This window comes from Microbulbifer sp. YPW1 (assembly GCF_013367775.1).
Classification (GTDB): Bacteria; Pseudomonadota; Gammaproteobacteria; order Pseudomonadales; family Cellvibrionaceae; genus Microbulbifer.
The window spans coordinates 1242365-1260466 of record NZ_CP055157.1 but is presented as its reverse complement, the minus strand read 5'-3'; the positions used below and the strand labels follow the sequence as shown (position 1 = coordinate 1260466).

Annotated in this window: 13 protein-coding genes; 9 read left to right on the top strand and 4 right to left on the bottom strand. The window is 57.6% G+C overall.

Translation table 11 applies throughout. The features are described from left to right. Window positions 1-99: 99 nt before the first annotated feature. Entirely contained in the window at window positions 100-768 is a 669-nt protein-coding gene (locus HUW35_RS05310) for a hemolysin III family protein (protein ID WP_181254581.1), read from the top strand. Window positions 769-912: 144 nt separating this feature from the next. Next, window positions 913-2154 (top strand): lytic murein transglycosylase, encoded by a 1242-nt coding sequence (locus HUW35_RS05305; RefSeq protein WP_181254580.1) that lies wholly within the window; start codon window positions 913-915, stop codon window positions 2152-2154. Window positions 2155-2331: 177 nt separating this feature from the next. Here HUW35_RS05305 and HUW35_RS05300 read toward each other — a convergent pair whose 3' ends face one another. Beyond that, window positions 2332-3348, bottom strand: coding sequence for a succinylglutamate desuccinylase/aspartoacylase family protein (locus HUW35_RS05300; RefSeq protein ID WP_181254579.1), 1017 nt, complete (start codon window positions 3346-3348; stop codon window positions 2332-2334). Between the two features lie 187 nt (window positions 3349-3535). Between HUW35_RS05300 and HUW35_RS05295 the strand changes: the two genes are divergently transcribed. Continuing rightward, entirely contained in the window at window positions 3536-4732 is a 1197-nt protein-coding gene (locus HUW35_RS05295) for a multidrug effflux MFS transporter (protein WP_181254578.1), read from the top strand. Window positions 4733-4810: 78 nt separating this feature from the next. On the opposite strand, the gene HUW35_RS05290 is transcribed toward HUW35_RS05295, so the two are convergent. The 3 genes from HUW35_RS05290 to HUW35_RS05280 all read right to left on the bottom strand — a co-directional run bounded on the left by HUW35_RS05290 (window position 4811) and on the right by HUW35_RS05280 (window position 10736). Further along, the gene (locus HUW35_RS05290; protein ID WP_181254577.1) at window positions 4811-6304 is read right to left on the bottom strand and encodes a lytic polysaccharide monooxygenase; all 1494 of its coding nucleotides are present in this window, start codon (window positions 6302-6304) and stop codon (window positions 4811-4813) included. 236 nt (window positions 6305-6540) lie between these two features. Beyond that, window positions 6541-9819 (bottom strand): DUF6531 domain-containing protein, encoded by a 3279-nt coding sequence (locus tag HUW35_RS05285; protein ID WP_181254576.1) that lies wholly within the window; start codon window positions 9817-9819, stop codon window positions 6541-6543. Window positions 9820-9869: 50 nt separating this feature from the next. Continuing rightward, window positions 9870-10736, bottom strand: coding sequence for a Stp1/IreP family PP2C-type Ser/Thr phosphatase (locus HUW35_RS05280; protein ID WP_181254575.1), 867 nt, complete (start codon window positions 10734-10736; stop codon window positions 9870-9872). A 206-nt stretch (window positions 10737-10942) separates the two neighbouring features. On the opposite strand from HUW35_RS05280, the gene HUW35_RS05275 reads away from it, so the two are divergent. The 6 genes from HUW35_RS05275 to icmH all read left to right on the top strand — a co-directional run bounded on the left by HUW35_RS05275 (window position 10943) and on the right by icmH (window position 18069). Continuing rightward, the gene (locus HUW35_RS05275) at window positions 10943-11785 is read left to right on the top strand and encodes a transposase (RefSeq protein WP_255463507.1); all 843 of its coding nucleotides are present in this window, start codon (window positions 10943-10945) and stop codon (window positions 11783-11785) included. Further along, window positions 11782-13293, top strand: a complete 1512-nt coding sequence (locus HUW35_RS05270; protein ID WP_181254574.1) for a type VI secretion system contractile sheath domain-containing protein — start codon at window positions 11782-11784, stop codon at window positions 13291-13293. Before HUW35_RS05275 ends, HUW35_RS05270 begins: the two co-directional genes overlap by 4 nt. 5 nt (window positions 13294-13298) lie before the next feature. Then, entirely contained in the window at window positions 13299-15137 is a 1839-nt protein-coding gene (tagH, locus tag HUW35_RS05265) for a type VI secretion system-associated FHA domain protein TagH (protein WP_181254573.1), read from the top strand. An 83-nt stretch (window positions 15138-15220) separates the two neighbouring features. Continuing rightward, window positions 15221-15808, top strand: coding sequence for a type VI secretion system lipoprotein TssJ (gene tssJ / locus HUW35_RS05260; protein WP_255463506.1), 588 nt, complete (start codon window positions 15221-15223; stop codon window positions 15806-15808). 63 nt (window positions 15809-15871) lie between these two features. After that, window positions 15872-17209, top strand: coding sequence for a type VI secretion system baseplate subunit TssK (tssK, locus tag HUW35_RS05255; protein ID WP_181254572.1), 1338 nt, complete (start codon window positions 15872-15874; stop codon window positions 17207-17209). A gap of 2 nt (window positions 17210-17211) precedes the next feature. Further along, complete coding sequence (gene icmH, locus HUW35_RS05250; RefSeq protein WP_181254571.1) at window positions 17212-18069, top strand: type IVB secretion system protein IcmH/DotU; 858 nt, start codon at window positions 17212-17214, stop codon at window positions 18067-18069. Window positions 18070-18102 lie beyond the last annotated feature (33 nt).

Genomic DNA, 18102 nt, shown 5'->3' with positions numbered 1-18102 from the left:
TGCCTAGCGGCACCTAAACCTCGATCATTAGACTGCTTTTCAATTTGCGGTCACAAACATCTGCCATACTGGCACACGTGTGCAGATCGGGGAATCAACATGTCCAGTAGCCTGTCCGTCGGTGTCGGCAACCGATATAGCCTGGCGGAAGAACTCGCCAACAGTATTACGCACGGTGTGGGCGCATTGCTCGCTATCGCCGGTCTCGGCGTTCTGTGTGGATTTGCGGCGCTGCGTGGCGATGCCTGGCATATCGTCAGCAGCAGTATTTACGCGGCTACCCTGATCCTGTGCTTCGCTTCTTCCACGCTGTACCACAGCGTCACCCACGCTTCCGCCAAGCAGGTGTTGCGCACGTTGGATCACTCGGCCATTTTCCTGCTGATCGCCGGCACCTATACCCCGTTTACCCTGGTTACCCTGCGCGGTCCCTGGGGCTGGTCCCTGTTCGGGGTGATCTGGGGGCTCGCGTTGATGGGCTTGATCATCCAGTTCACGCCGCTGAAAAAAATACGCGCCTTGTCGATCACCCTGAGCGCCCTGATGGGCTGGGTGGTGATTGCCGCGATCAAGCCCTTGATGGATAACCTCGCGCCCGGGGGGCTCTGGCTGCTGGTGCTGGGCGGCCTGTGTTACACCGGCGGCATTGGCTTTTATCTATGGCGCAGCCTGCGCTTCCACCACGCGATCTGGCACCTGTTTGTATTGGCCGGTGGTGCGCTGCACTTTTTCGCCATCCTGTTTTACGTGATTCCCCCGGCGAACTGAAGTTCGTTGGAGCCGTCCCGGCCCGGACTCGGTTGAAAAGAGTGTCGGGCCGGTCACAGTCAGAGTGACTGGCGTCAATCCTCCCTTTCCGTTACCTGCCATCCGTTCTACCCTTGAGCGAGCTGTTACTGCCAAGGAGTCGTTATGGGCCAGGTTGCCTTTCTGCCGGCGCGTCGCACCGGTTTTCTTTCCGTTTTGCTCTCTTTTTTATGTGCCCTGCCGCTACTGGCAATGCCCGCATTCGCCAGTGCCGCTGCGGATCCCGGTTTTGAAAAGTGGAAAAAGGAATTCCGCAAGACTGCAATGAAGGAAGGGATCACCGCGGAGACCTTCGATCGCGCGTTCAAGGGAATCGACTCGCCGGATCAGTGGGTACTGGACAAGGCCAGTTTCCAGCCGGAGTTCAAGGCGCCGGCCTGGCAGTATTTCGACAACCGCATTACCAAGTACGCGGTACAGCGCGGTCGCGCGAAGAAGCAGGAACTGAAACCGTGGCTGGACAAGATCCAGAAGCAGTCGGGGGTGAATCCAAACATCCTGTTGGCCATCTGGTCGATGGAATCGAGCTTCGGTGCAATCCTGGATAACCAGACGGTAATGCGCAGTGTGGTGCGCTCCCTGGCCACCCTGGCTTATGCGGATCCCAAGCGCAAAAAATTTGGTCGCAGCCAGCTGCTAGCAGCACTGAAAATCCTGCAAAGTGGCGACATTGACGAGAGCCACCTGACCGGATCCTGGGCGGGTGCCATGGGGCATACCCAGTTTATCCCGACCAGTTACCAGGCCTATGCCGTGGATATGGATGGCGATGGCAAGCGGGATATCTGGAATTCGGTACCCGATGCACTGGCGACAGCGGCAAACCTGCTGGATAAAAATGGCTGGGTCTCCGGGCAGACCTGGGGCTACGAGGTGACCATTCCTGATCGCAAGCTGCCGGCGGGCAAGCTAAAGATTTCCGAGTGGGAAAAGCTCGGGGTAAAACGCGTGCGCGGTCAGAAGTTCCCGCGTCCGGATGACATTGCCGAGCTGAAAGTCCCGGCGGGTCGCAAGGGGCCGGCTTTTCTTATGCTGAAGAACTTCTTTGTGATCAAGCGCTACAACAATTCGGACCGCTATGCCGCAGCCGTGGGTATTCTCGCCGACCAGATCGGCGGCGCTGAACCGCTCACCAAAGACTGGAAGCGTCCGTTTACCAAGCTGGATCAGGACGAGGTGATCGAGCTGCAGACCAAGCTGAAAGAGAAGGGCTATTACGACGGCGAGATCGACGGCAAGGCCGGCGGTGGTACTCGCAAGGCGATTCTCAAGTTTGAGGAAGAAGCCGGAGTTGAGTTGCAGGGTTTTCCTAGCAAGGAAGTTTTGGAGCTTTTACGCAAGAACTGAGTAACGTGGTCCTGTTTTGAATCACCAGCAGTGGCGGAAGTGCACCGGGTGTGAATTTTTACTACCACTCCACAGTACTACGCTGCGTCGGCGACGTCCTGTCGCCGACGCTCCCGAAGATTTCCAACCGGGACATCCCCTTCTCAACGATATCTAACTTCGTAAGCCAGAGTTCAGTTAGAAGTTTTCCTCGGGCAACAGCGAGTCCTGCAGCAGCTCCAGATTTTCCAGCACCTCATTTGGCTCGTGAAAATAAGCCACGTGGTACATCGCTTCCCCCTCCTGTACCAGCGGAATGTTCTGTTTGCCGATAATAATACCGTCGGCATCCGCCAGCACCGTATCCAGCTCGTTACCGTACAGATCGGCGATGGTGGCGAGGATTTCGCCCTTCTTTACATGATCCCCAAGTTGTTTCTTGTGGTTGACGATGCCGCTGTCGCCGGCGCGCAGCCAGCCGCTGCGTCGCGCCACGAAGGGTTCGATGCCCCGGCGGCCTTTTTTTGGCGGTAGCATTTCCAGTTTGCGCAGGACGTTCAATACGCCGCGCACCCCCGCGCGGATACACAGCTCATCAAACCTCAGGGCTTCCCCGGCTTCGTAAAGCAGGATACGTACCCCCAGATCTGCAGCGGCCTGGCGCAGGGAACCGTCGCGCAGGGTGGCGTTGAGCAGTACCGGTACACCGAAGGCGCTGGCCATCTCCCGGGTTTCACTATCGTCCAGATTGGCGCGAATCTGGGGCAGGTTGCTGCGATGGAGGGCACCGGTATGCAGGTCGATGCCGTAGTCGCATTTGGAAACGACTTCTTCGAGAAATACGTGGGCCGTGCGCGCCGCCAGGGAGCCGCGCGCGGAACCGGGGAAGGAGCGGTTGAGGTCGCGGCGATCGGGCAGGTAGCGGGACTGCTGCAGTACGCCATATACATTCACTACCGGTACGGCAATCAATGTGCCGCGCAGGGATTTCAGGGATTTGCTGTTGATCAGGCGGCTGATGATCTCCACCCCGTTCAATTCATCCCCGTGAATCGCGGCGCACACAAACATGGTGGGGCCAGATTTTTTGCCGCGGTGGACATAAACCGGGATAGCCATTTCGGTATCGGTATACAGGCGCACGATGGGAAGTTCGATCTTGCGGGTTTCGCCGCGGGGCACTTCTACACCGGCAATGGCAAAGGAATCTGGCATATAGGCTTCAACAGTAAAAAATGACTTGTCGGTTATTGTAGTTGTGACCCTGTGATTCGTGGAAGTCAGGATTTTACGCCCTTGGACTGCAGCCGCGTGCTGTTAGAATCGGGGCATGTTCGGGCAGTGCGGTCCGGCGGTACCTTCTACCTTCTTCTGGCTGTTGCCAACCGGAATACGAGAGCCCATGAAACCCGAATTGATCAAGATGGCCCTGATGCTCGGGCTGCTCAGTTGTGTCGGTCCCTTTGCTATCGATATGTACCTGCCGGCCATGCCGGCAATGGCGGAAGATTACGGTGTGCCGACGGCCATGTCCCAGTACACCCTGGTTTCTTTTTTCGTAGCCTTCGGTGTCTGTCAGCTGTTCTACGGCCCGGCGGCGGATATGTTCGGGCGCAAGCCACCGCTGTATTTGGGCTTGGGAATTTTCCTGCTGGCGTCCATCGGCTGCGCTCTGGCCCCCACCATTGAATGGCTGATCGCGCTGCGTTTTGTACAGGGTATGGGGGCGGCTTCGGTCATGTCGATTCCGCGGGCGATTATCCGCGACCGTTACACCGGTACCGAGGCCACGCGCCTGATGACCACTGTGATGCTGGTGATCTCCATTTCACCGATGCTGGCACCGCTAGTTGGCAGCCTGCTGATGGCGCCATTTGGCTGGCCGTCGGTGTTCTATGCGGTAGCCATTGCCACGGTGGCCAGCCTGCTGTTGATCCGCTTTGCACTGCCGGAAACCCTGCCGAGGGAAGAAAGAGTGCCGTTGAAAGTTTCCGCCATGCTGGGTGCTTTCCGGGTGTTGTTCCGGGATGCCTATTTTATGGGCATGACCCTGATCGGGGGCATGGGGATGGCGAGCTTTTTCTCGTTCCTGTCCATCGCTGCGTTCCTGTACACAGACCACTACGGACTGACCCCGACCCAGTTCAGCCTGGCATTTGCACTCAATGCCCTGGGCTTCTTCCTGGCCAGCCAGTTTGCCGCCAATCTGTGTGAGCGCTTTGGCGGTGTCGCGGTAGTGAAGTGGGCGGTCACCGGCTTTGTCGTGAGCGCCACGGCGAACCTGCTGGTAACCCTCGCCGGTGTGGATAACTTTGCGGTGCTGGTGGGGTTGCTGTTGCTGGGAAATTCCTTTCTCGGTCTTGTCGTGCCGACCACCATGGTGCTGTCACTGGATGATCATGGACCTATTGCGGGTACCGCGGCCGCGCTCGGCGGCACCATGCAGATGATGCTGGGTGCGGCAGCCATCGGTATTGTGAGCGCGGTGTTTGATGGTTCACCGCTGATTCTGGTGGCCGCGATCGCTATTTGCGGTGTGGTGGCTGCGCTTTTGTTTGCGCTGACGTTGCGGCAATCTCCCCAGGCGGTTGCGACCTGAGGGAATCCTCTTTACTTGAACAAAAATCGCCCGGCCTGTGCCGGGCGATTTTGTTTCGGGCTTTATCTCACGAGGGTGTTACAGCCTGATCCAGGCATCTCCCCAGTTGCTGCCGGTGCCCGGCGCATAGTGATAGGGGCTGTTGATATTACACCACTGACCCTCGGGAAAAGCGCGGCACTGATAGCGGTTGCCGTCACTGCCCAGCACCACGGTTTGCCCGGGGGTATAGCTGCCAATGCCCTCCGGATAAACGTGATCGTAGTCATTACCCCCGGAAGATTCCGGTGTGTGGGTGATGCTTACACTGCTGCTGGCACTGGCTTGACCGTCCGATACGGTGAGCTCTATCACCACATCCTGTGTCGCAACAGGCGCACTCAAATCCAGCACCACATCCTGTTCACTGACCGCGCTGAGGACGGCGCCGCTGCCTGCGACTACCTGCCAGTTGTAGCTGAGTGTATTGCCGTCGGGATCACTGGAGTCGGCTGCCGAAAGATTAACGCTGCCAGCGCCGGTCACACTGCCCGGGGTGGCGGTAATAACCGCTGTGGGCGCGCGGTTTGTATCCGCGGGCTGAATATCCACTTCGTGGTTCAAGTTCAATTCCGCCTGGGTATACACGCGGTTTTCTGAGGCACTCTCCACTGGTGTAATCGTGTCGCTGGACGGGTCGAGAATACCGATACGCGCATACTGGGATTGGGTATTCACGGTATTGGCAAAAGCCAGGGCCCAGGCTTCGGCGGTGCTGTCCTGTTCGATCTGCAGGGTGATGGTTTCCAGGTCGTTGCCGCTGTTATTGAACAGACGCAGGCGTACTTCGCTACCCGCCGCCAGGTCCGAATACGCCTGCAGCGCACCCTCATCGGCCCAGATGCTGGGAGTGCCGTCTCCGAGAATCACGTCTGTACAGGTGTAAAACGCTTCCGGGCTGTCGGATCGCTGCCAGGTGGTGTAGATCACATGCTTGCCGGTCAGTTGCGGCAGAGGGCAGTTCAGGGTGTAACGCTTGTCCGCACCTACCGGTACATTGCCCAGGCGGCAGAATTCAAACAGGTCTCCCCACTTCAGCGGTTGGTCGCCGGTATAGCCCGAGCGGGTGATGTAGAAAACCCATTCATTGGTGGAGTGGGGCGCAGTTGCCCAGAAAGTGAAATCAAAGGTGCCATCCGCCTTGGGGGTGATCGGAGTCGCTTGCCAGTCACTGCGCGCCAGGTCCATGCCGGCATATTTACTGCGACCCCCTGAACACAGTTGGCCATCCGGGATCAGTGCGCGGTGGTCACCGGCAGCGTTTGCCTGGTTGATCTCATTCCAGTCGTAGAACGGTTGCGTGCCACCAACGGCTTTGGCTGCGGCACAGGCGGGGTCCGATGGGTTTTCCGGGTTGTTCAGAAAACAGTTGTAAATGCGGCTTTCCGGGACTTCCATGGTGCCATGGGCGTGTGCGTCGAGGCCGGGGAGGGCGCACAATGCGAACAAGGTGAGCGCCCGCAGCGGGCCGCTGCCTTGCCGGGTGGTAACCGGTGAAGGCCGTGTTCGCGAAACTGCGGTGGTGTAATTCATGACAGATTTCCTCAGATTTTATTGTTGATTATGTTTTCGGAACAAAGAGGGCGCGGTTCACAGAGAAAAATGACAGCGCTGTCTTCGCGGTGTCATGCTAAAGGAATTTGTCGGGGTGGCCGGGGAATGGGGCGTCAAAACTTGCGGCACCCCAACTGGTGTGGGCCAGCTGTGTGACGGGGTGCCTGTTTTAGCGGGGCAGGGGCTTGTTGGTTGTGATCCGCGGTGCGGGGAAGTTAAAGGCTCTGGCCCGTGAGCAGTTCCACCGCATGGTCTGGAAGCGTGCCATGGTCCGCGCCTGAGGCGCGGGCCGGCGGTGTGTCCCGGTGCAGTGCCATCAAGCGCCCCTGACCAATATCCAGAGGTGCGCTGCTGGCTGGCGAGGGGTTGCCCTCTTCCGTCCCATTGGCGGGATGCCAGTAGCAAAACTCCCGGTATACGAGCTGGGTTTCCACATCGTAGATACCCTCGCGGCCCCGGTAGCTACCAGGACCGCGCGGTGTATTCGCTGCAGATTCCGATGTTTTTCTTTGCCAGATTGGATCGCCCCGTTCGCTGTCGCCCAGTACCGCCAGCAGCTGTCCGCGATCGTCGGTGACATAGTACTGCAGCTTGTCTGTTTCACTTCCGCTGTCCGAAGTGTCGAGCGCGCGCGCCACCAGTACAGCAGTGATGGGGTGATGGAGGTAGTGGCAGCTACTTTGCTGGCCGCCGCGCGCGGTCACTTCACCCCACAGGCCGAGACCGGACCAGTGGCTGAATACCCGCTGCTGCCGCCGCGAGCGGCGATGGGTGCTGATTTTGCCCACCCGGCGCCCGAATGGATCGTAATGGAAATAGGTTTTGAAATCGCCGCATTCGGCACTGTGCAGAAGCCCCCAGCCATCGTACTGGTAATGGTAGCGCGGTGCTTCGCGCTGGCCGCTGCGCACTTCGTCGACCACATTGCCGCGTGGGTCGAGCCCCGTGTGTCCGTCCGCCGCACGCAGTAGAAATTGTACCGGTGCGCTCGGTATATGAGCGGGCCGTTGGGGATACTGGGGGTGTAATTGATGTTGTCCGTTCAGCGTAATGCCAGTCAGGAGACCGGTTTCATACTGCTTGACGATTTCGTGTTCGCCCAGGCTCCAGGCCTCGCTGCTGTCCCGTTGCTCGCAGCGCAGCACCATCTTGCCATTGGCATCGATACCGTAGAGATTCCCGCAAGCTGCAAAGGTGTAGGTGACATTGAGACTGTCGGAACTGGAGCTGCGCAGCCAGCCGCGGTTATCGTACTGGTGGCTGATGCTAAGACTTTCACTGCGGTTTTCCTGCAGCAGGTCGCGGTGTTCGGCGATGAGCAAATCGCGCTGGTCGTAGCGGTAGCGCAGGGTACAGCTGTCGTTTGTGGCCTGCAGCAGGCGACCGTGAATATCGAAGTGGAAGCTGCACTGCTGCCCGTTATTGTTGCGGATCTGATCCAGGGTGCCTGTGGCGTTGTACTCCAGAAACCAGTGGTTATCACTGTCGCGGTATTCCGTCACGCGACCGCCGTGATCGTACTGCCACTCCCGCTGTTGATGATCCCCATCGCCGAAAAACTGATTCAACTGGCCGAAGGCATCGTATTGCCAGCAGAATTGAGAGTTGCCGGTGCGCAGCCCGTTAAGCTGTCGGCGGTGATTGTAATCCAGGTCCCAGGATATGCCTGCAGCAAAACGGATGTGACGCACAAGGCCGCGATCGTCGTATTGCCACTGGAGCCGGGTTTCTCCGTCACATTCGATGGCACAGGGGCGGCGGTGATCGTCGTAGCGCAAGGTATAGATTTGTGCATCCAGTGTGGCCTTGCACAAAGTGCCGTCAGTATCGTATTCCCAGCTGCTTGCCGCTGCCGTGCCCGCGTCAAATGCCCTTGGCCTTCCCCGCTCGTCGTACTGCCAGTGATACTGGCGATCACCGCGTTGCAATTCCCGCAGTTGCGACTGTGCGTCCCAGTGCAGTCTGACACAGCCATCCTCCGGGTCCTTCAACTGACGCAGTTGGCCTTTGTCATCGTAGTCGCAGTGCCAGTGATTGCCCGCAGGGTCGATCACCTGCGTCGGTCGCGAGTGTTCCTGATAGGACAATTTCCAGATAGCAGTGGGGCCGTCGGTGCTATTTACCCCGGCAGCCAGCAATCGTCCCTGGGTGTCGTAAATATAATGCTGGTGTACTCCGTGGCGGGTACAGCGCACAAGTCTGCCGAATTCATCGTGGCGAAATACGGTGTCTGTCCCTGCGCTGTCTACTTGCAGGCACAGGTTGCGATAGTGGTCGTAGCGACGACGGGTCTCGCGTCCTTGCTGACGGCGGCTGATGGTATTTCCGCGGGTGTCGAACTGCCACTGGATATCGTGTTGGTCGTCACTCGACAGCGTGCAGGTGCGTCGCCCGGATGACCAGCGCAACAGGTATTGATGCTGGTCCACGCTGAGCAGGCGACAGCGATCAATGCGGTCGTAGGTAAATGTGAGATGGCCGGCATCATCGCTGCTTAACTCGCTGAGTTTTCCTTGTGCATAGCCATACGCTTCACTGCGGCGTGCAGAGTAAGTTTTATTGCCGCCGTGACTGCTGGCTACAGCGCGAAGATACTGATTGTCATCAAACTGGTAAGCACACAGGGGCGCGTGCTCCGAGTTTCCAGGTATATCGGAAATTTCCTGCAGAAGCCCTTCCCGGTAAACAAAGTCTAGGGTGCGTCCCCAGGATGTCACGATCTTGTGTGGTCGCCCATCCTGATAATCGACCGTTAGTGTGTTGCCGAAGCTATCCCTGATTTCACTAAGTGGCACATTGCGGCCGGCACCATCTGCGCGAAATATTTTATCGGGCTGGTCAAATGCGGAGATGCGGAAACTGTGCAGGCTCTGGCGAAGTAGGCAAAGTCGCTCGCTGCGATTGAAGCTGCCATGACCGATGGCGGGAAGATCGAAAACGATACTGCGCCCTTCGGCCGTATTTAATACAACTTTGTTGCTACTGTCGGATCCCGGTTCAGGAAGCTGCAGGTGTTCGCTGAGTGTATGCCGCCATCCGGTTCCGAGCCCGAGATTGTCATCTGCACTTTGTCGGTAAAAGCGCTGCCAGGAAAAATTGAAAGGTCCGGGCAGAACGAAATCGGTGCGCGAAAAAGCGACCTCTCCGTTGGCTGCGATTACATGGCCGCAAACAACTGCGCTCTGGGAAATGGTTGGTAGTAGTTCGCCGCTAAAATTGGTACCCGGATAGTTGCAGAGCTGAACCGGTGTGTTCTCGGGAAGATGGAAAATGGCAGGGTTGGAAAAATTTGCCAGGCAGTAATCGTTCGGCTTGATGATCGGCGCGTCGGGCCACAGTGGGTTTTTTACCTCAAATGGTACGAATGTTCCATTTTCAGGGCTGCGCAACCACTTGCAGATAGCGAAGACATCGCCGGGCGACTGAGGCTGTCGCGGTGGGGCGAGATCAGCGAGAACAGAAGGAATAAAACCAACCAGACTTTCCGGTGTCATTGGGCTTGCTCAGTTAATACGTTGTGGTCCGAAACTTGTGACGAAAATGATCAGCGCTGTGTCTTTCTTACAGTGATGTCTTCTTTTTGCTTCGGTTTTAGCGTGATCGGGTCCCCGGAGAATTCAACAACCGCATCCGTACGATTGCAGAACTCGATAATCCCCGCGCTGATATTGTCGCGCCCACCGCGCTGGTTGGCATCATCGATAAAGTGGTACACACATTCCAGAGCGGGGCGATAGGTTGCCATAACCCGCTCTATGTCGTGATCACGCAAGTATTCGGTCAGACCGTCACTGCACAGTAGAAGCAGCGCACTTTCCTTCAGTGTCCAGCTGTTTATGGTCGCTTCGACCTTCTCGGCGACACCCAGTGCGCGGGTAATATGATTACGTACTTGGGACGATTGTGCCTGTTGCGGAGTCAGTTGCCCGGAATCGATCATCTCCTGGACCACGCTGTGATCCTTGGTTAATGGCTGCAGGCCGTAGTTGTTCCAGAGGTAGGCGCGGGAATCACCGATATGTGCCACCACCAGGAAATCCTGCCAGATCACAGCGCTAACCAGGGTAGTCCCCATATGGGAAAACTGCGGGTGGGTCTGTTTTTTATCGAGAATTTTTCGGTTGGCCACGCCAATGGCGTCTACCAGGGCCGCGCGCAGCATCAGCTGTTGTTGTTGCGGTGAGCAGGAGAGGAAAGTCGTGTTAAGCAGTTCATTGAGCTGGGCCTGAAGGGTGTCGGCGGCAATTCCACTCGCAGTGGCGCCGCCACTGTATCCCCCCATGCCGTCTGCAACAACGACATAGGCAAAGGGGTGGTCCTCGCTGCTATGGCAGCGGATGCTGTCTTCATTTTCTTCTCGCACCTGGCCGATATCGGTGCGTCCATTGACAGCCAGCCTGATGGGCTCCATGTCTGTCATTACTCCATGACCTGTCCGTAAAAACGAGATTCCGTTCTGCGTGCGAGCGAAATTCCATAAATGTAATCAGTTAATGTTAACTTGCTAACGAGTAACGTTTGAATTTTTTTTAGTGGATTTGCAATAATGCCAACCCTTACCCAGTAACGGATGCGCAATTGGTACGGTTGTGCAAATTAAAAGGAATTATCGGCAAGATGCCCCGTCTCCCGAGACTCAATCTGATTGATATTCCCCAACATATCGTTCAGGTAGGCCACAATAACCTGCCCTGTTTTTATGGTGAGGAAGATTATCAGTTTTATCTGACCAGCCTGCGCAATGCGGCAGACCAGTATCGGGTCGAGGTTCACGCCTACGTATTGCTGCCCAATATGGTCCAGATCATTGCTACGCCAAGAGTGCCCGACGGTATTTCGTCGATGATGCAATCGTTGGGGCGGCGTTACGTGCAGTTTGTAAATCACAAGTACAAACGTTCTGGCACGCTCTGGGCGGGACGCTACAAGTCCAGCCTGATCGATTCAGATGCTTACCTTCTTACCTGCTATCGCTATGTGGAATTGCGTCCGCTTTACCTTGGGCTTGCAGATTCCCTTGGTGCTTATCCGTGGTCCAGCTTCAGCCATCACGCAAGCAATGAAGAAAGTGACGTGATTACCGATCACCGGCTTTACCAGGAGCTGGGTGAGACATCGCAGCAGCGCGCCGAGGCCTATCGCAAGCTTTTCCGCTATCGCTTTGATCGACGGCTGCTCGAGTACATAGCCGAGACCATCAAACTCGGCCAGATACTCGGGGGCGACGTTTTCAAGGACAAAATCGAACAGATCGCCAACCAGCGGGTGCGACCTCTGAAGCGGGGCAGACCGCGAAAAAACACCAAGCGTAAAACCACCGCGGAGACTCCGGTAACTGACTGTGCTGATAGCGTTCCGGCACTGAATACGGAATTGATACCACCGCTAAAAGAAAAAACAGATGAGGTGGGATGCGCCACCGGGGGAGAAAAACCAGTGACTATGGATACCGGCGTATGAACAGGGCGACGTTAAACACCTCGGGAACGATTTTTGGCGAGCAGAGTGAGGGTGATCACGGCTCCATTTTGCACCATGGTGCCAAATTGAAGGTTGCGATACTGGGTGACTTCAGTGGTCGCGCAAGTGGTAAGCAATGTGATCCGGGCAGCATTGCCACGCGAAGGGCCCACCGGTTGCGCAAAGACAATTTTGAGATGTTGTTCGAGCAGTTGCAGGTAAGCATCCACCTCCCGCTGATGGATCAGCCGTTGCACCTGCTGGAGTTCGACGACCTGCACCCTGATTACCTGTATCAGCGGGTGCCCCTGTTCAAGAAGTTTATCGAGCTGGAAAAACAGCTGCTAACACCGGCCGAGTTCTCGCGCGCCGCCGATGAGATTCAGCAATGGCGACCGGAGCTGGCGGAACTGGATACGTCTTCGTCCAGTGCCGCAGGTGGGTTGTCAGCGCGCTCGATGCTGGATGCCATACTCTCCGGGCAGGCGTATCAGGAGGAATACCAGTCCAGTGCCACGGGGCAAATCGATCAACTGATCAAAGACATCGTTGCGCCCTATGTGCAGCAAAAACCCGATGCCAACCAGGGCGTATATCTGGAAGCGGTTGCCCAGGCTGCCTCGGAGGCCATGCGCAAGGTCATGCACCACAGTGACTTTCGCCAGATAGAAGCCAGCTGGAGAAGCCTGCATCTGTTGCTGCGCCGCCTCGACGATCATCCAGGCCTGGAGCTTCATCTGATCGATATCAGTAAGGAAGAGATACTGGCGGACCTGGCCCAGGCAGAAGATGATCTGGAGAAATCGCAGCTGTTTCAGCGTCTGGTCGCGGGCGAGGCGGTGGCCGGGGGAATACCCTACAACCTGATCCTGGGGGATTTCTTTATCGAGGATGAAGAGCGGGATCTGCACATGCTGATCGACCTGGCTACCATCGCCCAGGCCGCAGGCAGCGCGCTGGTGATGGGGGGCGACAGCCGCCTCGCCGGCTGCGCAAGTCTCGCAGGTTCCATGGATCCCGATGACTGGCACTACCCGCTGTCGGAAGAGTTCGCCAGCAGCTGGCAAGCCGTGCGGGAATATGACGCCTGTGCACATGTGGCACTGGCTGCTCCCCGGTTTATGTTGCGCCTGCCTTACGGTGCGGATACCGCACGTACCGAGAGCTTCAAGTTTGAAGAACTCACTCCAGAGCTTGGCCACCAGTACTATCTGTGGGGCAATGGTGCCTACCTGCTGGGGCTGTCCCTGTGCAGTGAATTTGTTACCCGCGGCCAGCCCACCGCTGTTGCTTCCGACATCTACTCGGATCTTCCCCTGCATTTGCGTCGCCTGCCCCAGGGACAGTGGATGACACCCTGTGCCGAAGCCCTTATGACAGATACTGGCGCCGCGCGTTTTCAGTCTGCCGGACTTTCCACCCTGCGCTCGGTACAGGGGCGGGATGAAATCCTGTTGCCAAAACTACAGTCCCTTGCCGGAACCGCGCTCAGCGGGCCTTGGAGTTGAACGTCATGGATTTAATGCTATCTGTGGTTGCCGACCCGGAAGGCGCCAATATGATCAAGCACACCAAATTGTTCAGTAGCGCAGGAGGCAGCTTTGGGCGCGCCGACAGCAATGACTGGGTGCTGCCCGATCCTCAGCGTGTGGTTTCGTCCCGTCACGCCGAGATCCAGTTTGCGGACAACCAGTTCTATCTGGTGGATCAGAGTACCAATGGGACCTATCACAACCAGTCTGGCGATCCGCTGGGTAAAGGTAACCGCGTGGCCCTGAGTGATGGCGATGCAATTACCCTGGGTGATTACCAGTTAAAGGTCAGTATTCGCCAGAACAAGGCCGATGCGGGAATACCCGACGGCCTGGGCGGTGCTGATTTTCTCGACAGTGCCGACCGAACCACATTCAGCCCCGCAGCCGCGGCGAAAATGCAATCCGCTCAGGAGGCCAAGCAGCTGGATAGCTGGCTGGAGCCCGCCGCTGGCAATGCTGGCGCAAACATGGGGACAGGTACAGGCGCTAGTAGCAATCCCAGTGGTGAGTGGGGATACCTGACTGATGGACAGTCCGGTGATTCGATGAGTGGCTTTCTCGGTCAGGAAGCGCCCAGTGACCCCTTGGAAATGTTGAATGCTTCTAGCGCGGGTAGTTCCGCCTCCGATCCCCTCGGCGCTTTCCCGGGCAGTGCTCCGGCTGGAGCCGCCGGTGATCAGTGGGGAGGCGACGATGCCTGGTGGAAAGAGGGCAGCTCCGAGGATCACGCGCCTGCGGACAGCCACGCGATGCAGTTTTCGGTACAGCAACCGGCTCAAGCCGCGCCGCAGAACCCTCCCGCGGCGCCAATGAGCGGGTTGATTCCGGATGTGGCTGCGGGGGTTTCTCCGCCGCCAACACCGCCGGTAGCACCCGCACAACCCAATCCCATGGGGGGAATCGAGCCGCATCAGTCTTTCGGTACCGCAGCCGAGACCCCGTCGCCCGCCATTGCGCCAGAGCCTGCTGCCCCGGCCGCCGCAGCGAACAATCCCTTCGCCGATTCGCTTTCTGCGCTGGTCAGCGAGCAGGTACAGGGCGCGCCGGGTTTTGATGCGCCCGTAGCGCCCACTGTCGAGTCACCGGTTGCCCCAGCTGCCGCTCCGCCGACAGGGGCCGGGTTCGCCGGCGCTTCCCAGCAATTTGCGCCTGTGCCGGCGCCATCTCAGGGTGTTCAACCGCAACCGCAACCGCAACCGCAACCGCAACCGCAACCGCAACCGCAACCGCAAGGTGCGGTTCGCGGGGGCATGCTGGTGGAAAGGCTGGGGCTCAATTTGAGTGCCGAGCAACTGCAGCATCTGGATCAACAGTCCGCGGAGATCATCGAGGAAACCGTGTCGCGCCTGATTGACCTGCTGCGGGCGCGTACCAGTATCAAAAACGAATTGCGCGTACAGCGCACCATGATCCAGACCGAGGCCAATAATCCGCTCAAGTTCAGTGCCAGCGCGAAAGATGCGCTGGCTGCGATGTTTGCGAGCAACGGCGCATTCCTGCAGCCGGTGGAAGCGGTGCGCGACAGTTTTGATGATCTGTCGGACCATCAGGTTGCGGTGCTGTCCGGAATGCGCGCGGGCTACGATGCAATGTTACGTTTTTTCAGCCCCGAACAAATCGAGCGCCGCAATGGCGGACAAGGCGGCGTCTTCTCCAGTAAGGGAGCGCGCAACTGGGAAAATTTTGTAGAGATGTACCGGCAGCTGGTCAGCGATCCGGAAGCCTGCTACCGGCGCCTGTTTGGCGATGAATTTGCCGCGACGTATGAAAGCCAGTTGTCCGAACTCAAGAGTGCGCGCAGTTTTGGCAAAAGTTAATTACAGGAAAAGCGCTTTTTTCTGAGGCCGTAATAATCAAAAGGTGCCCACGTAGGGCTGCCGGAAAAAATATGGAGATCGCTGTGGAAAGTAAAAAAATTGTACAACTGCTGGTTGTGATGGCGCTGGTCGTGGGGCTTGCTGCCTGTCAGACAACCCGCCGTACCCTGAATCTCGATACCAGCATTGCACTGGCAGTGGAGATCGAAAATGACGTAAACCCGGATAGCGACGGGCGTGCATCCCCGGTGGTTTTGCGGGTATTCATGCTCGCCGATGACCGCCAGTTTTCCCGGGAAGATTTCCTGAACCTGTATGAAAATGCGGATTCCCGTCTCGGCAAAGACCTGATCGATACCGTCATCCTCAAGGAATTTGCCCCCGGTGAGCAGCGGATCGAGCAGCTGGCGCTGACCCCAGAAGTCAAATATATCGGTCTGCTGGCTGAATTTGTCCAGTATCAGGATGCCGACGCGCTGATGCTGTTGCCGATTACGGACCACAAAAAGAATGAATATGCGATCACACTTGAGGGAACGCGCATGGCCTCTACAGAGGCTCTGGATATGCGCCGCCGCGCTGCGCGTGAAGAACCGAAAAAGGGCAGCACGGTAACTATTTCCAGTGCGGAGTATGAGCGTCTGCGAAAACTGCAGCAGTCCGGAAAATAAATCTGAATTTCGATCCTATCCAATCCGCAAGGCAACAGCCTGGCGCCGCAACAAGGACAGCGTATGTCGGCGAATAATAAGGTTATATGGAGCGAGGGAATGTTCCTTCGTCCGCAGCACTTCCAGCAACAGGACCGCTACCTGGAGCAGCTGGTCGAGGCACGTACGGGCGCGCTGGGGCCCTATACCTGGGGGTTGCTGGAACTGGCTATCGATAGCGAACCGCTGGCGATGGGAAAAATTTCCCTGTCCCGGATTAGCGGTATCTTTCCCGATGGTACCCCGGTGTTGGCACCGGAAAATGAAAACCTGCCGGATGTACTGGATGTTCCGGTAAATACCCGGGACGAAATTGTCTACCTGTGTGTGCCGATGAAACGGCCGGGAAGCCAGGAATCGGTCCGCGATCAGGAAGATTTTCCGCAAGCGCGTTATCAGGCAAACAACTTCGACGCGCGTAACAGCGCTTCCACTTCCGGTGAGGCGGCGCGAATCCAGGTTGGCAAGCTGCGGGTTTGTCTGAAGCTCGGCAGTGAAGATCTCAGCGGATACGCAGCAATCGGTATTACCCGTATTCGCGAGCGTCAGCCGGAAAAACCGGTTGAATTGGATCCCGATTACATCCCGCCGCTATTGAACGCCGACGCGTCTCCAGTGATCAAGGCGTATATCGAAGAAGTTAAGGGCTTGCTGGATCACCGCGGTACCGCACTGGGCCATCGCCTGGCAGACAGTGGTCGCAGTGGTTCCGCCGAGATTGCCGATTATCTTTTGCTGCAGGTAATCAACCGCTTTGAGCCCTTGCTCAAACAGGTCACCGGACAGCCTCGGCTGCATCCGCACAGTCTGTTCCTGGAGCTGTTGCAGCTCGCTGGCGAACTCTCCACATTCACCGCCGCTAATAAACGGCCGCCGGAAATCCCGCGTTACATGCACGAAAACCTGCAGCAGAGTTATGTGGGATTGTTTTCTGCATTGCGCCAGTCGCTGTCCACCGTCCTCGAGCAGACCGCAATTGCCATGGATCTGGTGCAGCGCAAGTTTGGCATTTACGTGGCACCGATTACGGATCCTTCCCTGGTCAAAACCGCGAGCTTTGTGATGGCGGCAAAGGCGGATATGCCCGGAGACCTGCTGCGCAGTCGTTTTCCCAGTCAGGCAAAAGTCGCTCCGGTGGAGGCCATCCGCGAACTGATTTCCGCGCAGTTGCCGGGCCTTTCCATTCGCGCCCTGCCGGTCGCGCCGCGGCAGATTCCATACCACGCCGGCTTTACTTATTTTGAACTCGAGCGGACCGGAGAGCTGTGGCAGGCGATGCAGCGCTCCGGCGGTTTCGCGGTACATCTGGGGGCCGAATTTCCGGGGCTGACCATGGAACTGTGGGCGATAAGGAATAACTGAAAATGAGTAACGATGCTTATTCAGCGCCCGGCGCTGCAGACCGCACGGTGATGATCCCTACTCCGGGGGCGGCCGCCCCCGCGGGTGGACAGTCGCCTCAGCCACAGCAAACTGTAGCTCCTGACACGGCCGCAGGGGACCTGCGTATTCGCAACAGCCTGAATCCGCTGATCTCTGCGGCTTCCAAGGTACTCGGGGCCATCATTAAGCTCCGCACCACCATGAACCACGCCAATGTGCCGGACCTGCACAAACGCCTGACGCGCGAAATTCAGAGCTTCGAGCGCGAGGCCAGGCAGCTGTCACTCTCCCAGGAAACGGTGCTGACCGCGCGATATCTGCTGTGCACGGTGGTGGACGAAGTGGTGCTGTCCACTCCCTGGGGTACCGCGAGCGGCTGGAGCCAGCACTCTCTGTTGAGCCTGTTTCACAAGGAAACCTTCGGTGGCGAAAAATGCTTCCTGATTCTGCAGCGCACCCTGGAAACCCCTGGATCGCATATTGAATTGCTGGAACTGTTTTATCTGTGCCTCAGTCTCGGTTTCCAGGGCAAGTATCGCCTGGTGCAGCGCGGCCACGAGCAACTGGAACAGATCCGCGACAACCTGTATCGCACCATTGAAAGTCATCGCCCGGCCATGGACCGGGATCTCTCCCCGCGCTGGCAGGGTTGCGTGGATCGCAAGACAAAGCTGATCCAGTACGTGCCCCTGTGGGTGATTGCCAGTGTGGTGCTCGGTGTGCTGCTGGCAACCTTCAGCGGGTACCGCTGGTGGTTGTACCAGAGCGCAACGCCGGTAGCGGAAGAGATCCAGGCGCTGATGCCTGAATCGCGGGAAAACTTTGCGCAGCCGCGCTAAATACGGTTGCTGATTGCCCGGCGCAGAATGGTC

What these genes read in the sequence shown, in the direction of transcription:
- icmH (WP_181254571.1), top strand. Translation starts at nt 17,212, where the DNA reads ATGAGTAACGATGCTTATTCAGCGCCCGGCGCTGCAGACCGCACGGTG.
- HUW35_RS05280 (WP_181254575.1), bottom strand. Translation starts at nt 10,736, where the DNA reads ATGGAGCCCATCAGGCTGGCTGTCAATGGACGCACCGATATCGGCCAG.
- tagH (WP_181254573.1), top strand. Translation starts at nt 13,299, where the DNA reads ATGGATTTAATGCTATCTGTGGTTGCCGACCCGGAAGGCGCCAATATG.
- HUW35_RS05270 (WP_181254574.1), top strand. Translation starts at nt 11,782, where the DNA reads ATGAACAGGGCGACGTTAAACACCTCGGGAACGATTTTTGGCGAGCAG.
- HUW35_RS05285 (WP_181254576.1), bottom strand. Translation starts at nt 9,819, where the DNA reads ATGACACCGGAAAGTCTGGTTGGTTTTATTCCTTCTGTTCTCGCTGAT.
- HUW35_RS05275 (WP_255463507.1), top strand. Translation starts at nt 10,943, where the DNA reads ATGCCCCGTCTCCCGAGACTCAATCTGATTGATATTCCCCAACATATC.
- HUW35_RS05310 (WP_181254581.1), top strand. Translation starts at nt 100, where the DNA reads ATGTCCAGTAGCCTGTCCGTCGGTGTCGGCAACCGATATAGCCTGGCG.
- HUW35_RS05300 (WP_181254579.1), bottom strand. Translation starts at nt 3,348, where the DNA reads ATGCCAGATTCCTTTGCCATTGCCGGTGTAGAAGTGCCCCGCGGCGAA.
- HUW35_RS05305 (WP_181254580.1), top strand. Translation starts at nt 913, where the DNA reads ATGGGCCAGGTTGCCTTTCTGCCGGCGCGTCGCACCGGTTTTCTTTCC.
- HUW35_RS05295 (WP_181254578.1), top strand. Translation starts at nt 3,536, where the DNA reads ATGAAACCCGAATTGATCAAGATGGCCCTGATGCTCGGGCTGCTCAGT.
- HUW35_RS05290 (WP_181254577.1), bottom strand. Translation starts at nt 6,304, where the DNA reads ATGAATTACACCACCGCAGTTTCGCGAACACGGCCTTCACCGGTTACC.
- tssK (WP_181254572.1), top strand. Translation starts at nt 15,872, where the DNA reads ATGTCGGCGAATAATAAGGTTATATGGAGCGAGGGAATGTTCCTTCGT.